Source organism: Blastococcus sp. MG754426 (assembly GCF_021699055.1).
Taxonomy (GTDB): Bacteria; Actinomycetota; Actinomycetes; order Mycobacteriales; family Geodermatophilaceae; genus Blastococcus.
This window is the reverse complement of the sequence record NZ_SSXC01000018.1, coordinates 1-18660: the sequence shown is the minus strand read 5'-3', so window position 1 is coordinate 18660 and position 18660 is coordinate 1. Positions and strand designations below refer to the sequence as shown.

Below are 18660 nucleotides of genomic sequence, written 5' to 3'. Positions count from 1 at the left end.
CGACGGAGTGGTCTGCACGGGGCGTCTGCGAGTCGCGATCGCAGGCGCCCCACGTCTTTCCGCCCCATAGCGGGGGCGAAGAGCCGGAGTAGCCGCTGGCTCTGGCGGCGGGCTGTGGCCGGTACTACGCGGCCGCGGTGCGGGTTGGTGGCGCGGCTCCTCCTCTGAGTCCTCGGCTGCGTGCTCGTCTACGCGAGTGAGTCCAGTCCTATCACAGGTCGGGACGGTTCAGCGCGCGTAGGCGATGGCGTTCAACGCGCTGGGGCACGAGGCGTTGGCGCCCACCGAGGGCCATCTGCTTGACACGATGTATGCGGAGTTGGTTACGCAGTCACCCGCCCGAGGCCAGGCCGGCTTCAGTTCATCGCGCGCAGCTCAACCGATTCAACGCGCGCCCAGGTGAGTTAGTATGGGCTCTTACCTGCATCTTGACCCGCTCAATGCTGGGAGAACCGGTGGCCCAAAGTCTGACAAGTGACGACTCCGTTCGGCGTGACTGGCCCCCTCTGGAAGCTCCTAAGGCTGCCTGCATGTACCCGTGGTGCACCCGGCGGCTGAAGTTCCGCAGCGAAGGGTCAGGCCGCCAGCCGCTGTTCTGTGGGCGAGCGCATCGAGACCTCTACGGGCGGGAACGTCGCTCGCTGGAGCGTCAGCTGGACGCCGCGCGAACGCGCGGAGAGCACGCCATGATCGGCCTGCTGGAGTGGAAGCTGTTGCGGTATCCAAACCTGCGCGCAGTCTCCGGCCCGGCCGCCGGCCGCGCCTCGACCGCCGGCTGAACGAGACAGGCGCCCTCAGGATGTCTTGTCCCACCGAGGACGATGACCCGGAAAGCCGCCGTGTCGGCCACGGGCATGCCTGAGTCGCCGCCGAGGCCTCAGACGCGTTGGCACGCCACGTGTTTACGCTCGCAGCCAGCTCGGTAATCTGCAGCCGCCACTGGAGAATTGGCTCCGTGGTAGTCGTAACGACGCGATTGGAGGTTGCACTTCGATGGCGATGCTGACCGCCTATGACCCGCTCGCCGCCACGTCCGCTGCCTTCCGGGCGCTGGACCAGCTCGCCGGCAGGACGGGCGCGACTGCCCACCCCCTTGCGGGCATGCCGATGGACGCCTACAAAGTCGGCGACAACTTCGTGGCGCACTTCGACCTGCCTGGCGTGGACCCGGGCTCGATCGACGTCTCCGTGGAGGGCACCCAGCTCACCATCACCGCGGAGCGCTCGGTACCGCAGCTGGAGAACGCGGAGTGGGCGATCGCCGAGAGGCCGTATGGCCGCTACTCCCGGCAGTTGGTGCTGGGCAAGAGCCTGGACACCGATCGGCTGGAGGCCAGCTACCACGACGGCGTGCTCACGGTGAGCATTCCGGTTGCGGAGAAGGCTCGGGCCCGCAAGATCACCGTTACTCGCGCCGATGCCCCGGCGAAGATGGAGCACAGGACCATCGAGGGGGAGGCGGCCGAGTCGACCGACAAGGCTGTCGAGGCCTGATCGCATGCCCGGTCGCAGGGGCCGAACTCACTGGGCTCGGCCCCTCCGCTGTTGGAAAGGAGGTGTGCAGGCCCATGGGTGAGGATCCGCTGCGTCGGCTCGACGATCCGCAGTACCCCTCGTTGACAATGAGTCAGGCCGCCGAGCTGCTGAGCGTGCAGCCAGCCTTTCTCCGTAGCCTCGACAGTTCCGGTGTGCTGCATCCGCAGCGCTCTCCCGGCGGCCATCGCCGGTACTCGCGAGAGCAACTGACCTTGGCCGCGCGCATTCGCGAGCTGATCGACGACGGGCATCCAGTCGCTTCTGCGGGAGCCATCGTCCAGCTTCAGGACCAGCTCGCTGATGCCCAGGCTGATCTCGCCGATGCCCGGGCCGATGGCGATCGGCTGCGGGCCAGTCTGAACCGGCCGCGCTCGGAGTTGTCGCCTCGTTCGCGGGGGACGGTTGGCTCCCCGGCCGGGCTCTTGCCCTCCGCGGGCGGGCTCGTCTAAGGCGAGTCTGCGGTTGCTCGGTCAGCGGCTCCAGCGAGTGCCGGCGGCGCACGCTCACCCCGGGCGAAGGTAGGGGGCCTCTCCATCCCGGTCCTGCTCTTCAGTCGACCGGCGCCGTCGCTGGACAAGGCAAGTGAGTTCGCCGTCGAACGCCATGCAACGGATCGGCTGATCAAAGGTGGGATCAATGGCCCATCGACAATCGACGGGCACTCATAGCGTCGCTGTCCTCGGACTGAACGCCACGCCGCTAGGCGAAGAAGGCGAGCCGGCTGATGGAGATCGCCCATGTTGCGCTTTCGCTACCGCCGGCCGCCGCAGGGTGTCGCCACAGGAGGCCCGGGGGAGGTCTCCACGGCCGTCTCTGCGTCGGGGACGTCAGATCCCTGCGGCTGGCCCATGCCCAGGTCCACTGGCAGAGTCGAGGACACCTACGCGTAGACGGCCCTCGGGTGGAGGTTGCCCTGTCCGTCTGAGCCGCTGACATTGGTTAGCGACCGCAGAGCATGGGCGCCATGTCGCCCCTCGCGCCCGTGAAAGGGGCGAGCCGCCCCGATCCCGTGGTGAGCGCAACCTGCGGTGACGCGCAACGCGACGGTGGGTCGCTCCGCCGGGCCCGCGCCTTCCTACAGGTACTGGCCGCCGCCGGGACGGATGTCTGGCTGCTGGGGATGTGGCATGGCGTTCAGCACCGCTCGCCGGCGCATTTCCTCCAGTTGTGCGCGGGCGGCCATCTGCTGGGCGAACAAGGCCGTCTGGATGCCGTGGAAGACTCCTTCCAGCCAGCCGACCAGTTGGGCTTGGGCGATGCGCAGCTCGGCGTCGGACGGCGTGGCGTCCTCTCTGAGCGGCAGGCTGATCCGCTCCAGCTCCTGCCGCAGCTCCGGCGAGAGGCCCGCCTCCAACTCGCGGATCGACCGGGAGTGAATGTCGCGGAGCCGATTGCGGCTGGCCTCGTCTAGCGGAGCAGTCCGGACCTCCTCCAGTAGTTGCTTGATCATGGTGCCGATCCGCATGATCTTGGCCGGCTCGGCCACCAGGTCGGCGACCTGGGCAAGGCCGTCATGATCGCCGTTGGCGCCGTTGGCCGCGGGCGATGATGGTGCATCGGCGGCATCTTCCGGTCGGCCGTCGGGCCCCACGACAAGGCCCTGCTGAGGACGCGTGCTTCCGTTGGCCGGAACAGTCATGCCTTCATCCCATCTCGTACTGGACGGTTACTGGCCGCGTTGGAGGCGACGTAGCCTCTTCCTTGAACTAGACCTATCAGTTCAGTCCGTTGTTCGCGCCTCTCCGACGACAGTCCCGCTGTGTTCGGGCGTGGCCGCGGTCCGCGTGGTCGGTGCGTCACGGGCCGAGCAGCGCCAGCGGCACGACAGCGATGCCGTCGGCGCGCCGGTAGGCGTCGGGGCCGGTGGTGATCACGGCAGCGTCGACCAAGTCCGGCCCGAGTTGCTCGGCGAGCCAGCGCAGGTGCCGGACGTCGCTGTCGGACACCGCATGCGTCAACTTCACCTCCAGGGCAAGGACACGACCGGTGGGCCCGGTGACGATGAAATCGATCTCCCGCTCACCGCCCTTGGTGCGCAGGTGGGCAACTCTGGCTTCTGCGGCTTGGGCGAATACCCGGACGTGCAGGGCGACCAGCGATTCGAACAGGGCGCCGAGGAAGGTGCCGTCCCGGGGGATGGGCTGGCTGGGATTGCGGCCATCAAGAAGATCGGCTGCCGACGAGCCGGTCAGTGCCACGGCCAGTCCCGGGTCGGCTAGGTGGTGCTTGGGGGCTTGCGTGAGCCGGTGCAGGTGGTTGCGGGTCGGAATCCACGCCGGTAGCGGATCGGAGATCCAGATGCGCTCCAGAGTGTCCTGGTAGGGGATGGTCGTCGTCTTGGCCGGCTTGTTCGCATGGCCAGCCGTCGCCGCATCGCGGATCGCCTCGTAGGAGGCGGTGGTCGCCGTCGCAGCGGCATAGGCGGCCAGCCAGCGACGCAGGAGGGCCGGGTTGCGCACCGCCAGGCCCGCCTCGGGGAAGTCGCGGTCAACGATGCGATCGACGTAGGAGCCGAGCAGGGCCCGCTGGACGCGGTCGCTGGAGGCGCGCATGCCGGGGAACCCGCCGGTGACGATCTCCCCGGTGTACTGCTCCAGCCCCATGCTGCTCGTCCCGGTGATCACAGCTGGTGCGCTGGTCGTGCTGGCAAGCAGGGCCGCTAGGGAGACCGTCGGGCTGGTTGCCCCTCGTTCAGGCAAGGTGAGCGGCCGCATCCGGATTCCGACGATCCGCCCTGCTCCTGAGTGCGTGGTCGGTGTTTGTGGTGAGGCGGACCCGGTGAGCAGGAACCGGCCGGCCGAGTTGTCGGCGTCGACGGCTCGGCGCACGACATCCCAGGAGGTGGGGTATCGCTGCCATTCGTCAACCAAGGTTGGCGGTGCGCCGGCCGTCAGCCGCGCGGGATCGGCGCGCACCAGCTCGGCGGTGGCCGGGTCGTCGAGGGCGAACACCGTCGCGGCTCGGCGGGAGGCAGTAGCGGTCTTGCCTACCCCTTTGGGGCCATCAAGGCTGACGGCTGCAACACCGGCTAGCAGCTGGTCGAGTTCATTGTCGACGACCCGGCGTCGGTACGGCGGCACCACTCCTCCTCCGGGGCTTGGCGTAGCGGCAGGTCATGGTCCTGTGCTACCGCGCGCCGGCCCGCTAAGCGACCGTTTGTCGCCTGCTTAGGCTACCGTCGGTCGGGCACTTAGGCTACCGTTCGTCGAACCGTCCCCTACACGCGAGTACGCCGAGCGTCCGGGTTGAGCGACGCGGCACCTACCGGGCGCGCTCATCGTTGTTCGACTGACTCCGAGTGCAATGCCGTTGTCACCTGATCACAGGGTCCGTGCGGTAGGTGCCGACGACCCTTGTGGGTGATCCGAGAGTCTTGTCGGGATGGGAGATTTCCGAGCGAGTCGCTGGAGGTCGGGATGCTGCAGATCAGCGTGAGCGTCTGGGTCCTCACCGTCGGGGTGATCGTGGCGCTGTTGGCGCTGGACCTGGCAATGGCCGCGGCGCGGCCGCACGCGGTCAGATTCCGCGAGGCGGTGGCGTGGTCTGTCTTCTACATTGCCGTGGCGGTGGTCTTCGGATTTGTCTTCACGGCGTGGGCGGGCGGGGAGTACGGAACGCAGTACTTCGCTGGCTACATCCTGGAGAAGAGCCTGTCGGTCGACAATCTGTTCGTCTTCGCCGTGATCATGACAGCGTTCGCAGTTCCCGAGCAGCATCAACACAAGGTGCTGACCTTCGGCATCATCGCTGCCCTGGTAATGCGGGCCGTCTTCATCGCCATCGGCGCGGCATTGCTGAGCCTGTTCTCCTTCATGTTCCTGTTGTTTGGGGTGCTGCTGCTGTGGACGGCCGTGCAGTTGTACCGACACCGCAACGAGGACCCTGAAGTGAAGGACAACGGCATCGTCCGGCTCGCCCGCCGCACGCTGCCCCTGACCGATGAGTACGTCGACGGCAGGCTGCTCGTCCGGATCGACGGGCGACGGGTGGCCACACCCCTGCTGCTGGTCCTGCTCGCCATCGGCGGAACGGATCTGCTGTTCGCCCTGGACTCCATTCCGGCGGTGTTCGGCGTGACGCGGGAGCCTTACCTCGTTTTTGCGGCCAACGCCTTCGCGCTGCTCGGTCTGCGGGCGCTGTACTTCCTGGTGAAGGGTCTACTCGACCGGCTCGTCTACCTGTCCACCGGGCTGGCGGTCATCCTCGCCTTCATCGGCGCCAAGCTGATCCTGCACTGGGGACACACCGTGGACGACCGCGTGCCCGAGGTCCCCACCTGGCATTCGCTGGTCGTCATCGTGGTCATCCTGCTTGTCGCCACCATCGCCAGCGTGCTCAAGGTCCGTCGGGACCCGGACGCGCGCGCCCACGCCGGCTCGCTGCACGAACGGTCAGGTGACCGGGAGTCCGCGCCCTCTCGTGCGGATGCCTGATGGAGAGACCGGTTGCGGCGCCGCCGATGTGGTGTTAGTGAGCCCCTCCGCCGGGCTATCTCTTCCACATCGACGCCTGTGGACAGTGGGTGTCCGGCAGGAGGCAGCCTCGGGCTGGCGGCAGCCGCCCAGTGGTCGGGGAATGTCGAAAGGGGGCGCACGAGTGACCGGCCGGCAGGAAGAAGTCGTCGACCGTGGCTCCGGGCTTAACCGGCGCGAGCAGCGCGAACAGGACGCAGGCAACGGCCTGCGATGGCGTCCGCCGTGGCGGGTGGAGGGAGCGCGCCCGGACACCGAGTCCGACCGGTGGACCGACAGCTGGCGTCGCCCCGGCGGCAGTCGATTCTGGCTCGTGCTCGCTGGACTCCTGGTGGTGAACTGGCTGCTGTCCGGTCTGCTGCTGGCCCCGCCACAACGGCTCGATGTGCCCTACACCGTCTTCCGTGAACAGGTGGAAGCCGGCAACGTCGCGGAGGTCACCACCGTCGGGGACACCATCGAGGGCCGCTTCGAGGAAGCGGTGACCTATCCGCCAGACAATCAGGAGTCGCGATCCGACGAGGGCGCCTTGCCGCAGTTGGGCGGGCAGCCGCGGAGCTCGACACTTTTCACCACCGAGCGACCGTCGTTCGCCGACGACGGACTGATGAGCCTGCTGCTGCGGGAGAACGTGACGGTCAACGCCGAGCCGCCGGACCGGGTCCCGGTCTGGCAGCAGCTGCTGTTCGGCTTCGGCCCCACCATCCTGCTCGTCGCCCTGTTCGTCTGGCTGGCCCGTCGCTCGGCCGCCGGCGCCGGACTTGGCGCCGGGATGGGACTGGGCAAGTCCAAAGCGCGCCGCTACAGCCCCGAGGCCGGACCACGGACCACCTTCGATGACGTCGCAGGTATCGACGACGTGGAGGAGGAGGTCCGGGAGATCGTCGACTTCCTGCGCAACCCCGACCGCTACCGCCGCCTGGGCGCCCGCGTGCCCAAGGGTGTGCTGCTGAGCGGGCCACCGGGTACGGGCAAGACGCTGCTTGCCCGCGCGGTCGCCGGCGAGGCCGGGGTGCCGTTCTTCTCCGTGTCCGCCGCCGAGTTCATCGAGATGATCGTCGGCGTCGGCGCCAGCCGGGTGCGCGACCTGTTCGAGCAGGCCAAGAAGAACGCCCCGGCGATCATCTTCATCGACGAGCTCGATGCGATCGGCCGGGCCCGCGGCAGCGGCGCGGCCGTGGGCGGGCACGACGAGCGCGAGCAGACCCTCAACCAGATCCTGACCGAGATGGACGGCTTCGACGGCAGCGAAGGCGTCGTGGTCATGGCGGCCACCAACCGCCCGGAGATCCTCGACCCCGCGCTGCTGCGGGCCGGCCGGTTCGACCGCCGGGTCATGGTCAACCCGCCCGACACCACCGGCCGGCAGCAGATCCTCACCGTGCACACCCGCGGTGTCCCACTCGGCGACGACGTCGACCTCACCGTGCTCGCCACCGCCACCCCTGGCATGGTCGGCGCCGACCTGCGCAACCTGGTCAACGAGGCCGCCCTGCTCGCCGCCCGGCGCGACCACGAGCGGGTGCAGATGGCCGACTTCACCGACGCCCTGGAGAAGATCGTCCTCGGCGCGGAGCGCAAGATCCTGCTCACCCCCGAGGAGCGGGAACGCACCGCCTATCACGAGTCCGGCCATGCGCTGCTCGGCATGCTGACCCCGGGCGCGGACCCGGTCCGCAAGATCTCGATCATCCCGCGCGGCATGGCGCTCGGCGTCACCCTGCAAAGCCCTGAGACCGACCGCTACGGATACAGCCGCCGCTACTTGCAGGGCCGCATCATCGGCGCGCTCGGCGGTCGAGCCGCCGAGGACCTCGCCTACGGCGACATCACCACCGGTGCGGAAAACGACCTAGAACAGGCCACCAAGATCGCCCGGCAGATGGTCGGCCGGTGGGGCATGTCCGACGCCGTCGGACCGGTCTCGGTGCTGCCCGATCCCCGCACCGAGCAGCCGCTAGCTATGGACGGCGCCGGACCGGCGCCGGCCACCCGTGAGCTGGTCGACGCCGAGGTGCGGCGCATCCTCGACGAGTGCTACGCCCAAGCCCGCGCCACCTTGGCCGAGCATCGGGACCGCCTCGACCGCCTCGCCCAGGCGCTGCTGGCCGCTGAGACCCTCGACGCCGCCCAGGCTTATGAGGCAGCGGGGCTGCCCCCACAGTCGCCCGCCGAGGTCACGATGTCAGCTGGCGTAGGGCGACCGGAGTCCGGTGCGCCTACTGAGTGGAGCGGCGAGCCGGAGAAGGCCGGTGCCCGGTAGCCACTCGCGCGTGACCGGCCCGTCTGACTGGGGCCGCAGCCCCCCACGGCTCGCTCGCAGGCGATCCGTCGGACGCGTCAGTAGGCGCTCCGGACAGAGTCAGTCGCAGCGACCGGATGTGAGCAGGCAGACACGGTCACAACGCCTCATCAAGTTGCAGGTTCAATCGTCTCGGATAGCACAACACCATGGCTCAGCGACCCGTCATCCTCATCGTGGGCGGCGGCTACGTCGGCCTCTACACCGCCCTGCGCCTGCAGAAGCGGCTCACCCGCAAGCAGGCCGACATCGTCGTGGTCGACCCGCAACCGCACATGACCTATCAACCCTTCCTGCCCGAGGCTGCGGCCGGCTCGGTCGAACCTCGACACGTCGTCGTCCCACTGCGGCGGGTGCTCCCACGCTGCCGGGTCATCACCGGCGCGGTGACCGGCCTCAATCATGCGCAACGCCGGGCACAGATCGCCCCGATGGAAGGCGACGCGTTCGAGCTCTCCTACGACATCCTCGTGATGGCCGCCGGCTCGGTCGCCCGCACCCTGCCCATTCCGGGCCTCGCCGAGCACGGCATCGGCTTCAAGACCATCGGTGAGGCCATCTACCTGCGCAACCACGTGCTGGCCCGGCTGGACGCCGCCAGCTCCACCGACGACCCCGCCGTCCGACAGCGGGCGCTGACCTTCACATTCATCGGCGGCGGCTACGCCGGCATCGAGGCCCTGGCCGAGACCGAGGACATGGCCCGGTACGCCATCGAGCACTACCACCCACGGCTCTCGTCGGCCGACATGCGCTGGGTGCTCGTCGAGGCCAGCGGGAGGATCCTGCCCGAGGTCGATGCGGATCTGGCCGCCTGGACGGTGCGCCAGCTCACCAAGCGGGGCATTGACGTGCGGTTGAACACCCGGCTGGAGTCGATCTCCGAGGACGGGGTGGTTCGGCTCTCCGACGGCGACCAGTTCGCCAGCGAGACGCTGGTCTGGACCGCCGGGACCAAGCCCAACCCGCTGGTGGCGCACACCGACCTGCCACTCGACGACCGTGGGCGGGTGCGATGCAAGCCCACCCTGCAGGTCCAGGACGTCGCAGACGCCTGGGCTGCCGGGGATCTCGCCGCCGTCCCCGACCTCACCAAGCCGGGCGCGACGACTGCACCCAACGCACAGCACGCCGTCCGGCAGGCCAAGCGACTGGCCGACAACATCGTCGCGACCCTCAACGGCTGCGAGCCGGTGGCATACCGGCATCGCTACGTCGGCTCGGTCGCCAGCTTGGGTCTGCACAAGGGCGTGGCGCAGGTCTACGGGCTCAAGCTGAGGGGTTGGCCGGCGTGGTTGATGCACCGCGCCTACCACGTCAGCCGCATGCCCACCCTCGATCGCAAGGTTCGGATCGTCGCCGACTGGGTGCTGTCCTCACTGTTCCGCCGTGAGGTCATCGCCCTCGGCCAGGTGCAGGACCCATGGCGAGACTTCGTCGCAGCTGCCGGCGGGGGAGACAGCCACCGGCGGCTGCCACGGGTCCCCGGGCCGCCAGCGACCGGGTCACGTCAGGGCGAGGCTGCTGCGAGCTGATCAGCCCGCTGGGCGAGACCCCGTTGCCGCCAGTGATTCGTGCTCGCCGCCGAGGCGTGACGAGCACGGCCGGCCCGGCTGCCTGTGCCGGCGCAGATCCAGCCCTACCGGGAATCTGTAGCGATGACTGCAGGTTTAGACGGGTGTCGGCGCGACTACTCCTTAGTCGCAGTCCCACACCTTCCGGTTCGAAAGGAGGCTCACTTCGATGACACTGCCTGTCCGTTCGCGGCCGCGCGCAGTCGCCGGCTGGGACCCCTTCCGCGAGCTGGACGAGCTCACCCAGCGCGTCAACTCCCTGTGGGAGGCCAACCTCGGGGGCGACCTGCAGGGCTGGGCGCCCCTGGCTGACGTGGAGGAGACCGAGGACGCCTACGTCGTCGAGATCGATCTGCCCGGCGTCAAGCGCGACGACATCGACATCCAGCTCACCGACCGGCAGCTGACCGTCTCCGGTGACATCAAGGAGAAGGAGCGCACCGGAATCCTGCGCCGACGCACCCGCCGGGTGGGGCAGTTCCAGTACGCGGTGACCCTGCCCGCCGATGTCGACGCGGACAAGGTCAGCGCTCACCTTGACGAGGGCGTGCTCACCGTGCGCGTGCCCAAGCCCGAGCAGGCCAAGCCCCGTCGGATCCAGATCAGCAGCTGACCGGGATGCGGCTTCACCGCATTCCCAGCCGCCCCTTGGGTGGTCGTCCACCCGGGCACCCGGTCTCCATTCCGGGTCGGCGCCCACGACGGCGCCGACCCGGGACGCCGGGCATCCCCGCCATTCACTGACCAAGAGAGTGCAATGCCATGACCTCAACTCCTGCGACGCCTGTGACGACCAGTCGGCTCCAGCAGCTGGAGGAGCGGTTCGCCGACATCGGTGACCAGCTCGACGACTCGCCGGTCACCGAGGCCCTCTCGGTCCTGCACGCGATCGTGCAGGAAGTAGCCCGTCAGACCTCACCCCCGGCAGGTGATCTCCCAGCCACCATCGGCACCACGCTCCAGGATGTGGCCGACCTGTACCTGACCGCCCCGCCGATGAGCGGAGAAGCCGAGTCGACCGGCCTTCCAGTGGGGACGGCCGCACCGGACTTCACCCTGCCCGATGCCAACGGTCAGCCGGTTAGCCTGTCGGACTTCCGCGGTCGCCCAGTTGTGCTGGTGTTCTACCCGCTGGACTGGAGCCCCGGATGCAGCCGCCAGCTGGAGCTCTACCAGCAGGAGCTGGCCGAGTTCGAGGCCCGCGGCGCAGCCGTAATCGGAGTCTCAGTTGACTCGATCTACAGCCACGGTGCCTGGGCCACCGTCCGCGGCATCACCTTCCCGCTGCTGGCTGACTTCCACCCCAAGGGAGAAGTTGCCCGCCGCTACGGGGTGTGGCGGAACTCCGACGGTTTCAGTGACCGCGCCCTGTACGTCATCGACGCCGACGGGGTTATCCGCTACGTCGACGTCTCGCCGCGGGTGGAGCACCTGCCCGACATCTACGACCTGTTCACCGCGCTCGACCAGCTGACTCACCAGCCGTCAGCAGCCTGAGAGCGGCTATCCCTCGCGCGCGCAGCAGCACGCCCGAAAAGAAAGGAGAAAACACCATGACGGTCCCCGTCATGACCGGCGTGCGCCCACCCGTCGCCGCCGCCCCGGTCACGGTGTACGGCAACCGGTGGTGCGGCATCACCCAGATGACACGCCGCATCCTGGACCGAGCCGGTGTGCCCTACCGGTACGTCGACCTCGACCTGCATCCGGAGATGAAGCGTCGGCTGCGCTGGATGGCCGGCGGCGACCTCCGCAACCCCGTCGTCAACGTCGCGGGGGAGTGGCTGGAGCAGCCGACCCCGCGGGAGCTGCAGTGGGTCCTCGCCCGGCACGGGCTCATCTGATCACCGCGGCAACCCCGCACAGCTGACCGGATTGCCGTTCGAGATCCCGGTGCCATGCGGCACGAAAGGAGCGTCATGCGCTACGACGAGTTCCTCGCCAAGGTCCGCGAACACGGCGAGTACGCCGACCAGGCCGAGGCCGAGCGCGCGGCACGTGCCGTGCTCGGCCTGCTCGGCCAGCGCCTGGTCGACGGCGAGCGCAAGGACCTGGCGGCCCAGCTGCCGGAAGAGCTGCAGAGCGCTGTGCTCACCGCCGGCCCGCAGGAGGCGTTCGGCGTGGAGGAGTTCCTGCGCCGGCTGGCCCGGCAACTGTCCGCGACCGAGCAGACCGCCCAGTGGGACGCCAGTGCCGTGCTCACCACCCTTGCCGAGGCCGTCAGCGGCGGAGAGCTCAACCAAATCTTGACCCAGCTCCCGGCCGGCTACGCACCGCTGTTCGGCAAGGCACACCTCGCCTGACCACCGGGCGGAGCCGGTCACCCCCCATCACCGTCCAACGACAACTCTGAAAGAAGGGAACCGCACATGGCGCTGATCAAGAGCCCCCTTCCCGAGAACGTCCAGAAGATCGCCGGTGACGCGCTGCAGGGCACCCTGGTCGACCTCGTCGACCTCAGCCTCATCGCCAAGCAGGTCCACTGGACGATCGTGGGACGCAATTTCCGCAGCATCCACCTGCAGCTCGACGACGTGGTGGAGACGGCTCGCCAGTACACCGACACCGCGGCCGAACGCGCCGCCGCGATCGGCGTGCTGCCCGACGGCCGCTTCGGTGCGCTGAAGGAGCAAAGCCGGGTGCCCCAGCCTCCGGTCGAGTGGATCTCCGCCGAGGACGCCATCAGCTTCTTCGTCGATGTCTTCGACCAGATGGTCGCCCGGATGCGGGAGCGCATCGACGCAACCGAGGACGACCAGGTGACCCAGGATCTGCTGATCGAGATCACCGCCGCCCTGGAGAAGCACTACTGGATGTGGCAGGCGGAGAACCAGTCCCGCTGAGCAGCCCACGCGACGCAGCCCACGCGACGGCAACGGCCGGCCCCCGCACGGGGGCCGGCCGATCGCTTTGTACTCGGCCGAGCAGGGCGAACGCTGGGGCGGCCGGCCCGTCGCGCAGCCCGATCTGGTCAGTCGTTCAGCAACTGCCCCAGGTCGGTGACCACTACATCCGCCCCGTGCGTACGCAGCTCCGCCGCCTGCCCGGTGCGGTCCACCCCCACGACGTAACCGAAGCCGCCCGCGCGGCCGGCGGCCACGCCGGCGAGCGCATCCTCGAACACCGCCGCCTGCGCCGGGGGCACACCGAGCGCCTGGGCTGCGGCCAGGAAACCGTCGGGTGCCGGCTTCCCCCGCAAGCCGTCGCGCGCGGCGACCACGCCGTCGATGCGCACATCGACCAGATACGCCAGGCCGCTTGCAGCAAGAACCTCGGCACCATGGACCGAGGCGGTCACCACGGCCGTCCTCAGGTCGGCTTCTCTGACGGCACGTAGGTAGCGGGCCGAGCCGGGAAAGACCCCAACCCCGCGGTCAGCCAACTGCTGGAGGAACAACTCGTCTTTGTACCGGGCCAAGCCGTGCACCGTCGCGGTACCCGGCGGATCATCGACGCTGCTCTCAGGCAGGCGGATGCCGCGGCTAGCGAGAAAGTCGCGAACTCCGTCGGCCCGTGGCTTGCCGTCGACGTACCGGTTGTAGTCATCCTGGGTGAAGGGGCGCTGCTCGGGGTGTCGGGCTTGCAGGAACTCGTTGAACACCTGTCGCCAGGCCGCCTGGTGCAGTGTCGCGGTCCGCGTCAGGACGCCGTCCATGTCGAACAGGCACGCGCGGATACCAGCAGGAAGACCGAACACACCGCGACGGTAGGCAGTCTTCGACCGGCGTGCGGTATCGGCGTTCCTGGCAGGAGCGATCAAGGCCCGGCGGTAGCACTGCCTTCCGCCGGGCGTGCCTGTTTTGATCCGGTTCGATCGATGTGTGAGACCTCAACTACCGCGGTATGGAGCGGGCGCCTCAGAAGGAAAGGAGGACGACGTGAGCGTTGCACGGTTAGGGGCACGTGCTCTCATCGGCGGCCTGTTCATCGGACATGGCACGCAGAAGCTGTTCGGCTGGTTCGACGGTCCAGGTCGGGCCGGAACTGAAGCTATGATGGAGTCGCTGGACATGCGCCCGGCCAAGGTGCATGCACTGCTCGCCGGGGTGACCGAGACCGTCGGTGGTGGTCTGTTGGCGGCCGGGCTGGGCACCCCGCTGGCGTCAGCGGCACTGACCGGGGTGATGACGACCGCGATCAAGAAGGTGCACCTGCCCAACGGCCCATGGGCGGCCAACGGCGGCTGGGAATACAACGCCGTGCTGATCGGCGCGCTCACCGCACTGGCTGAGACGGGGCCGGGCAAGCTGTCGCTGGATCACGTGCTCGGCATCGAACGCAGCGGAACGCGCTGGGCCCTGGCCGCACTGGGCACCGGGGTCGCCACCGCAATCGCCACCATGGCGTTGGGTCGCCGCGGCGCGCCGGCACTGCCAACCGCCACGCCGGGCGACCAGCCGCAGCCCGATACGAACACGGGCAGCGAGTCGGCCGCGGCAGCGCCAGCCGCCGAGTAGCCGTTCCGGTCACGGACTGAGCCAACCTCACGCAGGAGAGGGCGCGCGGCGGGCTCCCGCCCCCGCGGGCGGGGAGTCCGCCGCTGCGTCTAAACCGGATCTCTTCGACGCCGACCGGCACGGGGTGTGCGCGGCCGAGTCGAACCGGTCGTCCCCCAGGATGGGGTCGTGGAGATCTGGCCGGGGCAGCCGTATCCGCTGGGCGCCACCTATGACGGCAACGGCACCAACTTCTCACTGTTCTCCGAGGCGGCCGACCGCGTCGAACTATGCCTATTCGACGACGCCGGCACCGAGACGCGCATCGAGCTGACCGAGGTCGACGGGTTCATCTGGCACTGCTTCCTCCCCGCGGTCGGGCCCGGACAGCGCTACGCCTACCGCGTGCACGGCAGCCACGCTCCTGCGACCGGCCAGCGGTGCAACCCGGCCAAGCTCCTGCTCGACCCCTACGCCAAGGCCATCGACGGCCCGGTCGACTGGCATGAGTCGCTGTTCGACTACCGCTTCGGCGCCCCGGACGTCCGCAACGATGACGACTCCGCCGCGCACCAGACCCGCTGCGTGGTCGTCAATCCCTACTTCGACTGGGGCCACGACCACCCACTGCGGATCCCCTACAACGAAACGGTCATCTACGAAGCCCACGTGCGCGGGCTCACCATGCGCCATCCTGACCTGCCACCGCACCTGCGCGGCACCTACGCCGGGCTGGCGCATCCGGCCGTCGTGGAGCACCTGCAGCGGCTCGGTGTCACCGCCGTCGAGTTGATGCCGGTGCACCAGTTCCTCGACGACCACCACCTGGTGCAACGGGGGCTGTCTAACTACTGGGGCTACAACTCCATCGGGTTCTTCGCCCCGCACCACCGCTACGCCGCCCGGGGCAGCCGAGGGGAGCAGGTGCAGGAGTTCAAGGCGATGGTCCGCACCCTGCACGAGGCCGGCATCGAGGTGATCCTCGACGTGGTCTACAACCACACCGCCGAGGGCAACCACCTGGGCCCGACGTTGTCGTTCCGCGGCATCGACAACCGGGCCTACTACCGCCTTGCCGACGACCCGGCCTATTACGTCGACTACACCGGTACCGGCAACACCCTCAACGTCCGGCACCCGCACTCCCTACAGCTGATCATGGACTCGCTGCGGTACTGGGCGACCGAGATGCACGTCGACGGGTTCCGGTTCGACCTCGCCGCCAGCCTCGCCCGCGAGTTCCACGACGTCGACCGGCTGGCCGCCTTCTTCGACCTGGTCCAGCAAGACCCGATCGTCTCGCAGCTCAAGTTGATCGCCGAGCCCTGGGACGTCGGAGACGGCGGCTACCAGATCGGCAACTTCCCGCCGCTGTGGACCGAGTGGAACGGCCGCTACCGCGACGCTGTCCGCGACTACTGGCGCGGCACCCCCGGCACGGTCGGGGAGTTCGCCTCCCGGCTCACCGGCTCCAGCGACCTCTATGAGTCCAGCGGACGACGCCCTCACGCCTCTATCAACTTCGTCACCGCCCACGACGGGTTCACCCTGCACGACCTGGTGTCCTACGAGCGCAAGCACAACGAAGCCAACGGCGAGGACAACCGGGACGGCTCCGAGGACAACCGGTCCTGGAACTGTGGCGTAGAAGGCCCCACCGACGACACCGAGATCCAGGCACTGCGCGCGCGCCAGGCACGCAACCTGCTCACCACCCTGATGCTGTCCCAAGGAGTGCCCATGCTCCTGGCCGGTGACGAACTAGGCCACACTCAGGGCGGCAACAACAACGCCTACTGCCAGGACAACCCGACCTCCTGGATCGACTGGGACCGGGCCGATCAGTTCAGCGACCTGACCGAGTTCGTTGCCAAGCTGACTCGGCTGCGCCGCGAACACCCTGTCTTCCGTCGCCGCCGCTTCTTCGAGGGCCGCCCGGTGCGCGGAACCGACCTAGAAGACATCGCCTGGCTGACCCCCGAAGGCCAGCCGATGACCGACGCCGAATGGACAAGCGGACACGCCGGCGCGCTGACCGTCTTCCTCAACGGCGGCGGCATCCCCGAACCCGACCGCTACGGCCGCCCGATCCGCGACCACTCCTTCCTGCTGCTGGTGAATCCCACCGCCGATGAACGGACGTTCACGCTCCCCGACCGCGCCTACGGCCTCACGTGGGCACCGGAGCTGGTGACCGCCCCGCTCTGGGGGCTTGATCTCGAACGCGGCAACGGCAACGGCACGTGCTTCGACGCGGGGGAGACCCTGACGCTGAGTGGGCACTGCCTGTGTCTGCTCCGCGGAACGAAGCCCGCGGCCGGCTAACCCGGGCCACACTTACTACGCCGAGACACCCTGCATCCGCTGTCGGCCGACCAGCCGCTGGAACACGCTCAGTGCAACCGTGCGCCTCGCGCCGAGGCGATCAAAGTCCCGCCAATCTTCCGACGGCCGCAACCGCAGGGCTGAGGGCGCCCGCCACGCCAGCGCCCCCGATCCTCGCGCGGTGGCGCGGTGCTCACCCTGCTCCTGCTCACCCCACTTCGTCGGTTCGCTGCACATTCAGGTGCCCGGAGCGGTGCTGGCCAGCCCGCAAGGTCGCCATGAGGTTCGCCGCCAACTCGTCGTCACGCGGCGGCCCCTTGTACTCGATCATCAGCAGGCTGGCGTCGTCGCTGGTCCGTCCGTAGCGGGCGGCCGTGAGCGCGTGGGAGAGGCGGCGGACGGCTTCAGCCACCGGAAGCCGTTGAGAGGTGGTGCGCTCCAGGAGGTGGCGAAGTCGGGCATCGCCGAACTGTTCACCGCCCTCCAGTCGTTCCTCCACCACGCCGTCGGTGAAGATCAGCACCCGGTCGCCCGGCTCCAACTTCGCCGTCATCACGTGGGCGCTGGCCCCACCGAAGCCAATCGGGCGGGCGATCGTGCCGGTCAGCTCGCCGATCACGCGACCGTCGCGGATCCATAGCGGCGACGGATGCCCTGCGTTGATCCACGTCATCACGCCACGCTCGGTGTCCAGTTCACCGATCTGGGCGGTGACGAACCGGCCCGGAAAGACCTCGGCAACAGTGCGGTCCATCGCCGCATGCAACTGCGGGAGTCCCATTCCGCTCAAGCGTCCATGTCGGTAAGCCGCGAGGACGACGCTGGCCATCGTGGCGGCCTCCAGCCCGTGGCCCATGGCATCGAACATCCCGAAGTGCAGGATGTGGCCGTTGAGGGCGTAGTCGAAGGTGTCGCCGCCGACCTGATACGCCGGTTCCAGAATGCCAGCAAGTTCGACATCAGGATTCGTCATGGACAACGGCGGCAGAGTCCGGCGCAGCAGATGGGCAGACAGGCTCATCGGCTGCGCGGTGCGGAATCGAGCGAATGTGTCGCTGTAACCGGACTTGGTGACGACCAAGTCGGCGACCAGGCCGGCCAACCTTCTGGCCAGTCGTCGATCGGCATCGTTGACAGCCGGCAGACGTAATGCCAGAACGCCGATTCGATCAGAGCCGTCGAGCATGGGCAGGTACATCCGCACCGAACCGTCGGCAAGATCCTCCTCGACAGGAGTGTCGGTGGTGAAAGCGCGTCCGGCGAGGCTGCTGTCGATGAGCACCCGCTCTCCGACCAGGCCTGATCCCTCCAGGGGCTGCAGATGCACCTGGTCGTAGTCCTGCAGGTAGATGGCGATCTCGGTGCCGCCGATCGCCTGGATCTCCTGCGCGATCAAGGGGCCGACCAATCGCGGTGGGATGAGGTGCGCCCGGTCCAGCAGCGAGCCCAGCAGGGCCTCGCCCATGCTCTCCGCCGTCGGGCGCCCCGCCACGCCGCTGCTGAAGCCGACCGGTTTGGAGGCGTCCATCGTCGAATCAGCGGACATGGCACTCTCATGATCACCTTCGGCCAGCGGCAAACCCGCTTTCGGTGCAGCGCCGGTCGGCTGACCAGCAGGCGGTCAACAGGCGTCTTGTCTCCGCATCCTCGGAGCAGAAGCTGGCTGATCGGGACGGTCTTGGGCTTCCTCGTGTTGAACGCGCTGGTTGTCGCACTCGGCGCGGCATCAACGGCCCGCTACGAGGAGGAGCGTCGGAAGCAAGCGCGCCAGGACGGCACCGGGTGGTGAACAGCAGGTGATGGTCGGGGAGACCTGACCTACCGGCCGCGGGGACGATGCGTCCGGGTGACTGTCGCCGGTCAGCGCCGGCCAAGTCGCCGTGGCGACTTCCGGCTGCGCCGTGTCGGTCACCCCGTGTCCCGCCCCGGGTTCAGTGGAGGCTCGAAACTGACGCGGCGACGGTAGCCGCCGCGGGGTTGTGCCGGTAGAAGGTGTCCTCGTGCTCGGCCGGTGG

The 18660-nt window shown here is 68.6% G+C and carries 16 protein-coding genes; 12 read left to right on the top strand and 4 right to left on the bottom strand.

Features of this window, described 5'->3' with window-relative positions:
* Nucleotides 1–993 precede the first annotated feature (993 nt).
* Both E9549_RS08660 and E9549_RS08655 read left to right on the top strand, forming a co-directional pair.
* Nucleotides 994–1494, top strand: a complete 501-nt coding sequence (locus E9549_RS08660; protein ID WP_236826140.1) for an Hsp20/alpha crystallin family protein — start codon at nucleotides 994–996, stop codon at nucleotides 1492–1494.
* A 74-nt stretch (nucleotides 1495–1568) separates the two neighbouring features.
* A complete protein-coding gene (locus tag E9549_RS08655; RefSeq protein WP_236826139.1) occupies nucleotides 1569–1985 on the top strand; it encodes a helix-turn-helix domain-containing protein in 417 nt (138 codons plus the stop codon).
* Nucleotides 1986–2611: 626 nt separating this feature from the next.
* Here the strand turns inward: E9549_RS08655 and E9549_RS08650 are convergent.
* Complete coding sequence (locus E9549_RS08650; protein WP_236826138.1) at nucleotides 2612–3175, bottom strand: bacterial proteasome activator family protein; 564 nt, start codon at nucleotides 3173–3175, stop codon at nucleotides 2612–2614.
* Nucleotides 3176–3332: 157 nt separating this feature from the next.
* Nucleotides 3333–4616 carry an ATP-binding protein gene (locus tag E9549_RS08645; RefSeq protein WP_236826137.1) on the bottom strand — a complete coding sequence of 428 codons (1284 nt, stop codon included), beginning with the start codon at nucleotides 4614–4616 and terminating at the stop codon, nucleotides 3333–3335.
* Between the two features lie 336 nt (nucleotides 4617–4952).
* On the opposite strand from E9549_RS08645, the gene E9549_RS08640 reads away from it, so the two are divergent.
* From E9549_RS08640 to E9549_RS08605, 8 genes are all read left to right on the top strand, one after another.
* Nucleotides 4953–5969 carry a TerC family protein gene (locus E9549_RS08640; RefSeq protein ID WP_236826136.1) on the top strand — a complete coding sequence of 339 codons (1017 nt, stop codon included), beginning with the start codon at nucleotides 4953–4955 and terminating at the stop codon, nucleotides 5967–5969.
* 352 nt (nucleotides 5970–6321) lie between these two features.
* Nucleotides 6322–8271, top strand: coding sequence for an ATP-dependent zinc metalloprotease FtsH (gene ftsH, locus E9549_RS08635; RefSeq protein WP_236826135.1), 1950 nt, complete (start codon nucleotides 6322–6324; stop codon nucleotides 8269–8271).
* A 188-nt stretch (nucleotides 8272–8459) separates the two neighbouring features.
* Nucleotides 8460–9845, top strand: a complete 1386-nt coding sequence (locus tag E9549_RS08630; RefSeq protein ID WP_236826134.1) for an NAD(P)/FAD-dependent oxidoreductase — start codon at nucleotides 8460–8462, stop codon at nucleotides 9843–9845.
* A 208-nt stretch (nucleotides 9846–10053) separates the two neighbouring features.
* Nucleotides 10054–10497: an Hsp20/alpha crystallin family protein gene (locus E9549_RS08625; protein ID WP_236826133.1), complete on the top strand. Its 444-nt coding sequence runs from the start codon at nucleotides 10054–10056 to the stop codon at nucleotides 10495–10497.
* Between the two features lie 173 nt (nucleotides 10498–10670).
* On the top strand, nucleotides 10671–11381 hold the full coding sequence (locus tag E9549_RS08620) for a peroxiredoxin (RefSeq protein WP_236826132.1): 711 nt from the start codon (nucleotides 10671–10673) through the stop codon (nucleotides 11379–11381).
* A gap of 56 nt (nucleotides 11382–11437) precedes the next feature.
* The gene (locus E9549_RS08615) at nucleotides 11438–11728 is read left to right on the top strand and encodes a glutaredoxin family protein (protein ID WP_236826131.1); all 291 of its coding nucleotides are present in this window, start codon (nucleotides 11438–11440) and stop codon (nucleotides 11726–11728) included.
* 75 nt (nucleotides 11729–11803) lie between these two features.
* Complete coding sequence (locus tag E9549_RS08610) at nucleotides 11804–12187, top strand: DUF2267 domain-containing protein (protein WP_236826130.1); 384 nt, start codon at nucleotides 11804–11806, stop codon at nucleotides 12185–12187.
* A 66-nt stretch (nucleotides 12188–12253) separates the two neighbouring features.
* Nucleotides 12254–12727 carry a Dps family protein gene (locus E9549_RS08605; protein WP_236826129.1) on the top strand — a complete coding sequence of 158 codons (474 nt, stop codon included), beginning with the start codon at nucleotides 12254–12256 and terminating at the stop codon, nucleotides 12725–12727.
* A 128-nt stretch (nucleotides 12728–12855) separates the two neighbouring features.
* Here E9549_RS08605 and E9549_RS08600 read toward each other — a convergent pair whose 3' ends face one another.
* The gene (locus tag E9549_RS08600) at nucleotides 12856–13581 is read right to left on the bottom strand and encodes an HAD family phosphatase (protein ID WP_236826128.1); all 726 of its coding nucleotides are present in this window, start codon (nucleotides 13579–13581) and stop codon (nucleotides 12856–12858) included.
* Nucleotides 13582–13762: 181 nt separating this feature from the next.
* Here E9549_RS08600 and E9549_RS08595 point away from each other — a divergent pair, with 181 nt between their 5' ends.
* Together E9549_RS08595 and glgX are read left to right on the top strand one after the other, a co-directional pair.
* Nucleotides 13763–14341: a DoxX family protein gene (locus E9549_RS08595; RefSeq protein WP_236826127.1), complete on the top strand. Its 579-nt coding sequence runs from the start codon at nucleotides 13763–13765 to the stop codon at nucleotides 14339–14341.
* A 168-nt stretch (nucleotides 14342–14509) separates the two neighbouring features.
* Nucleotides 14510–16645 (top strand): glycogen debranching protein GlgX, encoded by a 2136-nt coding sequence (gene glgX, locus E9549_RS08590; RefSeq protein WP_236826126.1) that lies wholly within the window; start codon nucleotides 14510–14512, stop codon nucleotides 16643–16645.
* 208 nt (nucleotides 16646–16853) lie between these two features.
* Here glgX and E9549_RS08585 read toward each other — a convergent pair whose 3' ends face one another.
* A complete protein-coding gene (locus E9549_RS08585; protein ID WP_236826125.1) occupies nucleotides 16854–18191 on the bottom strand; it encodes a PP2C family protein-serine/threonine phosphatase in 1338 nt (445 codons plus the stop codon).
* Nucleotides 18192–18660 lie beyond the last annotated feature (469 nt).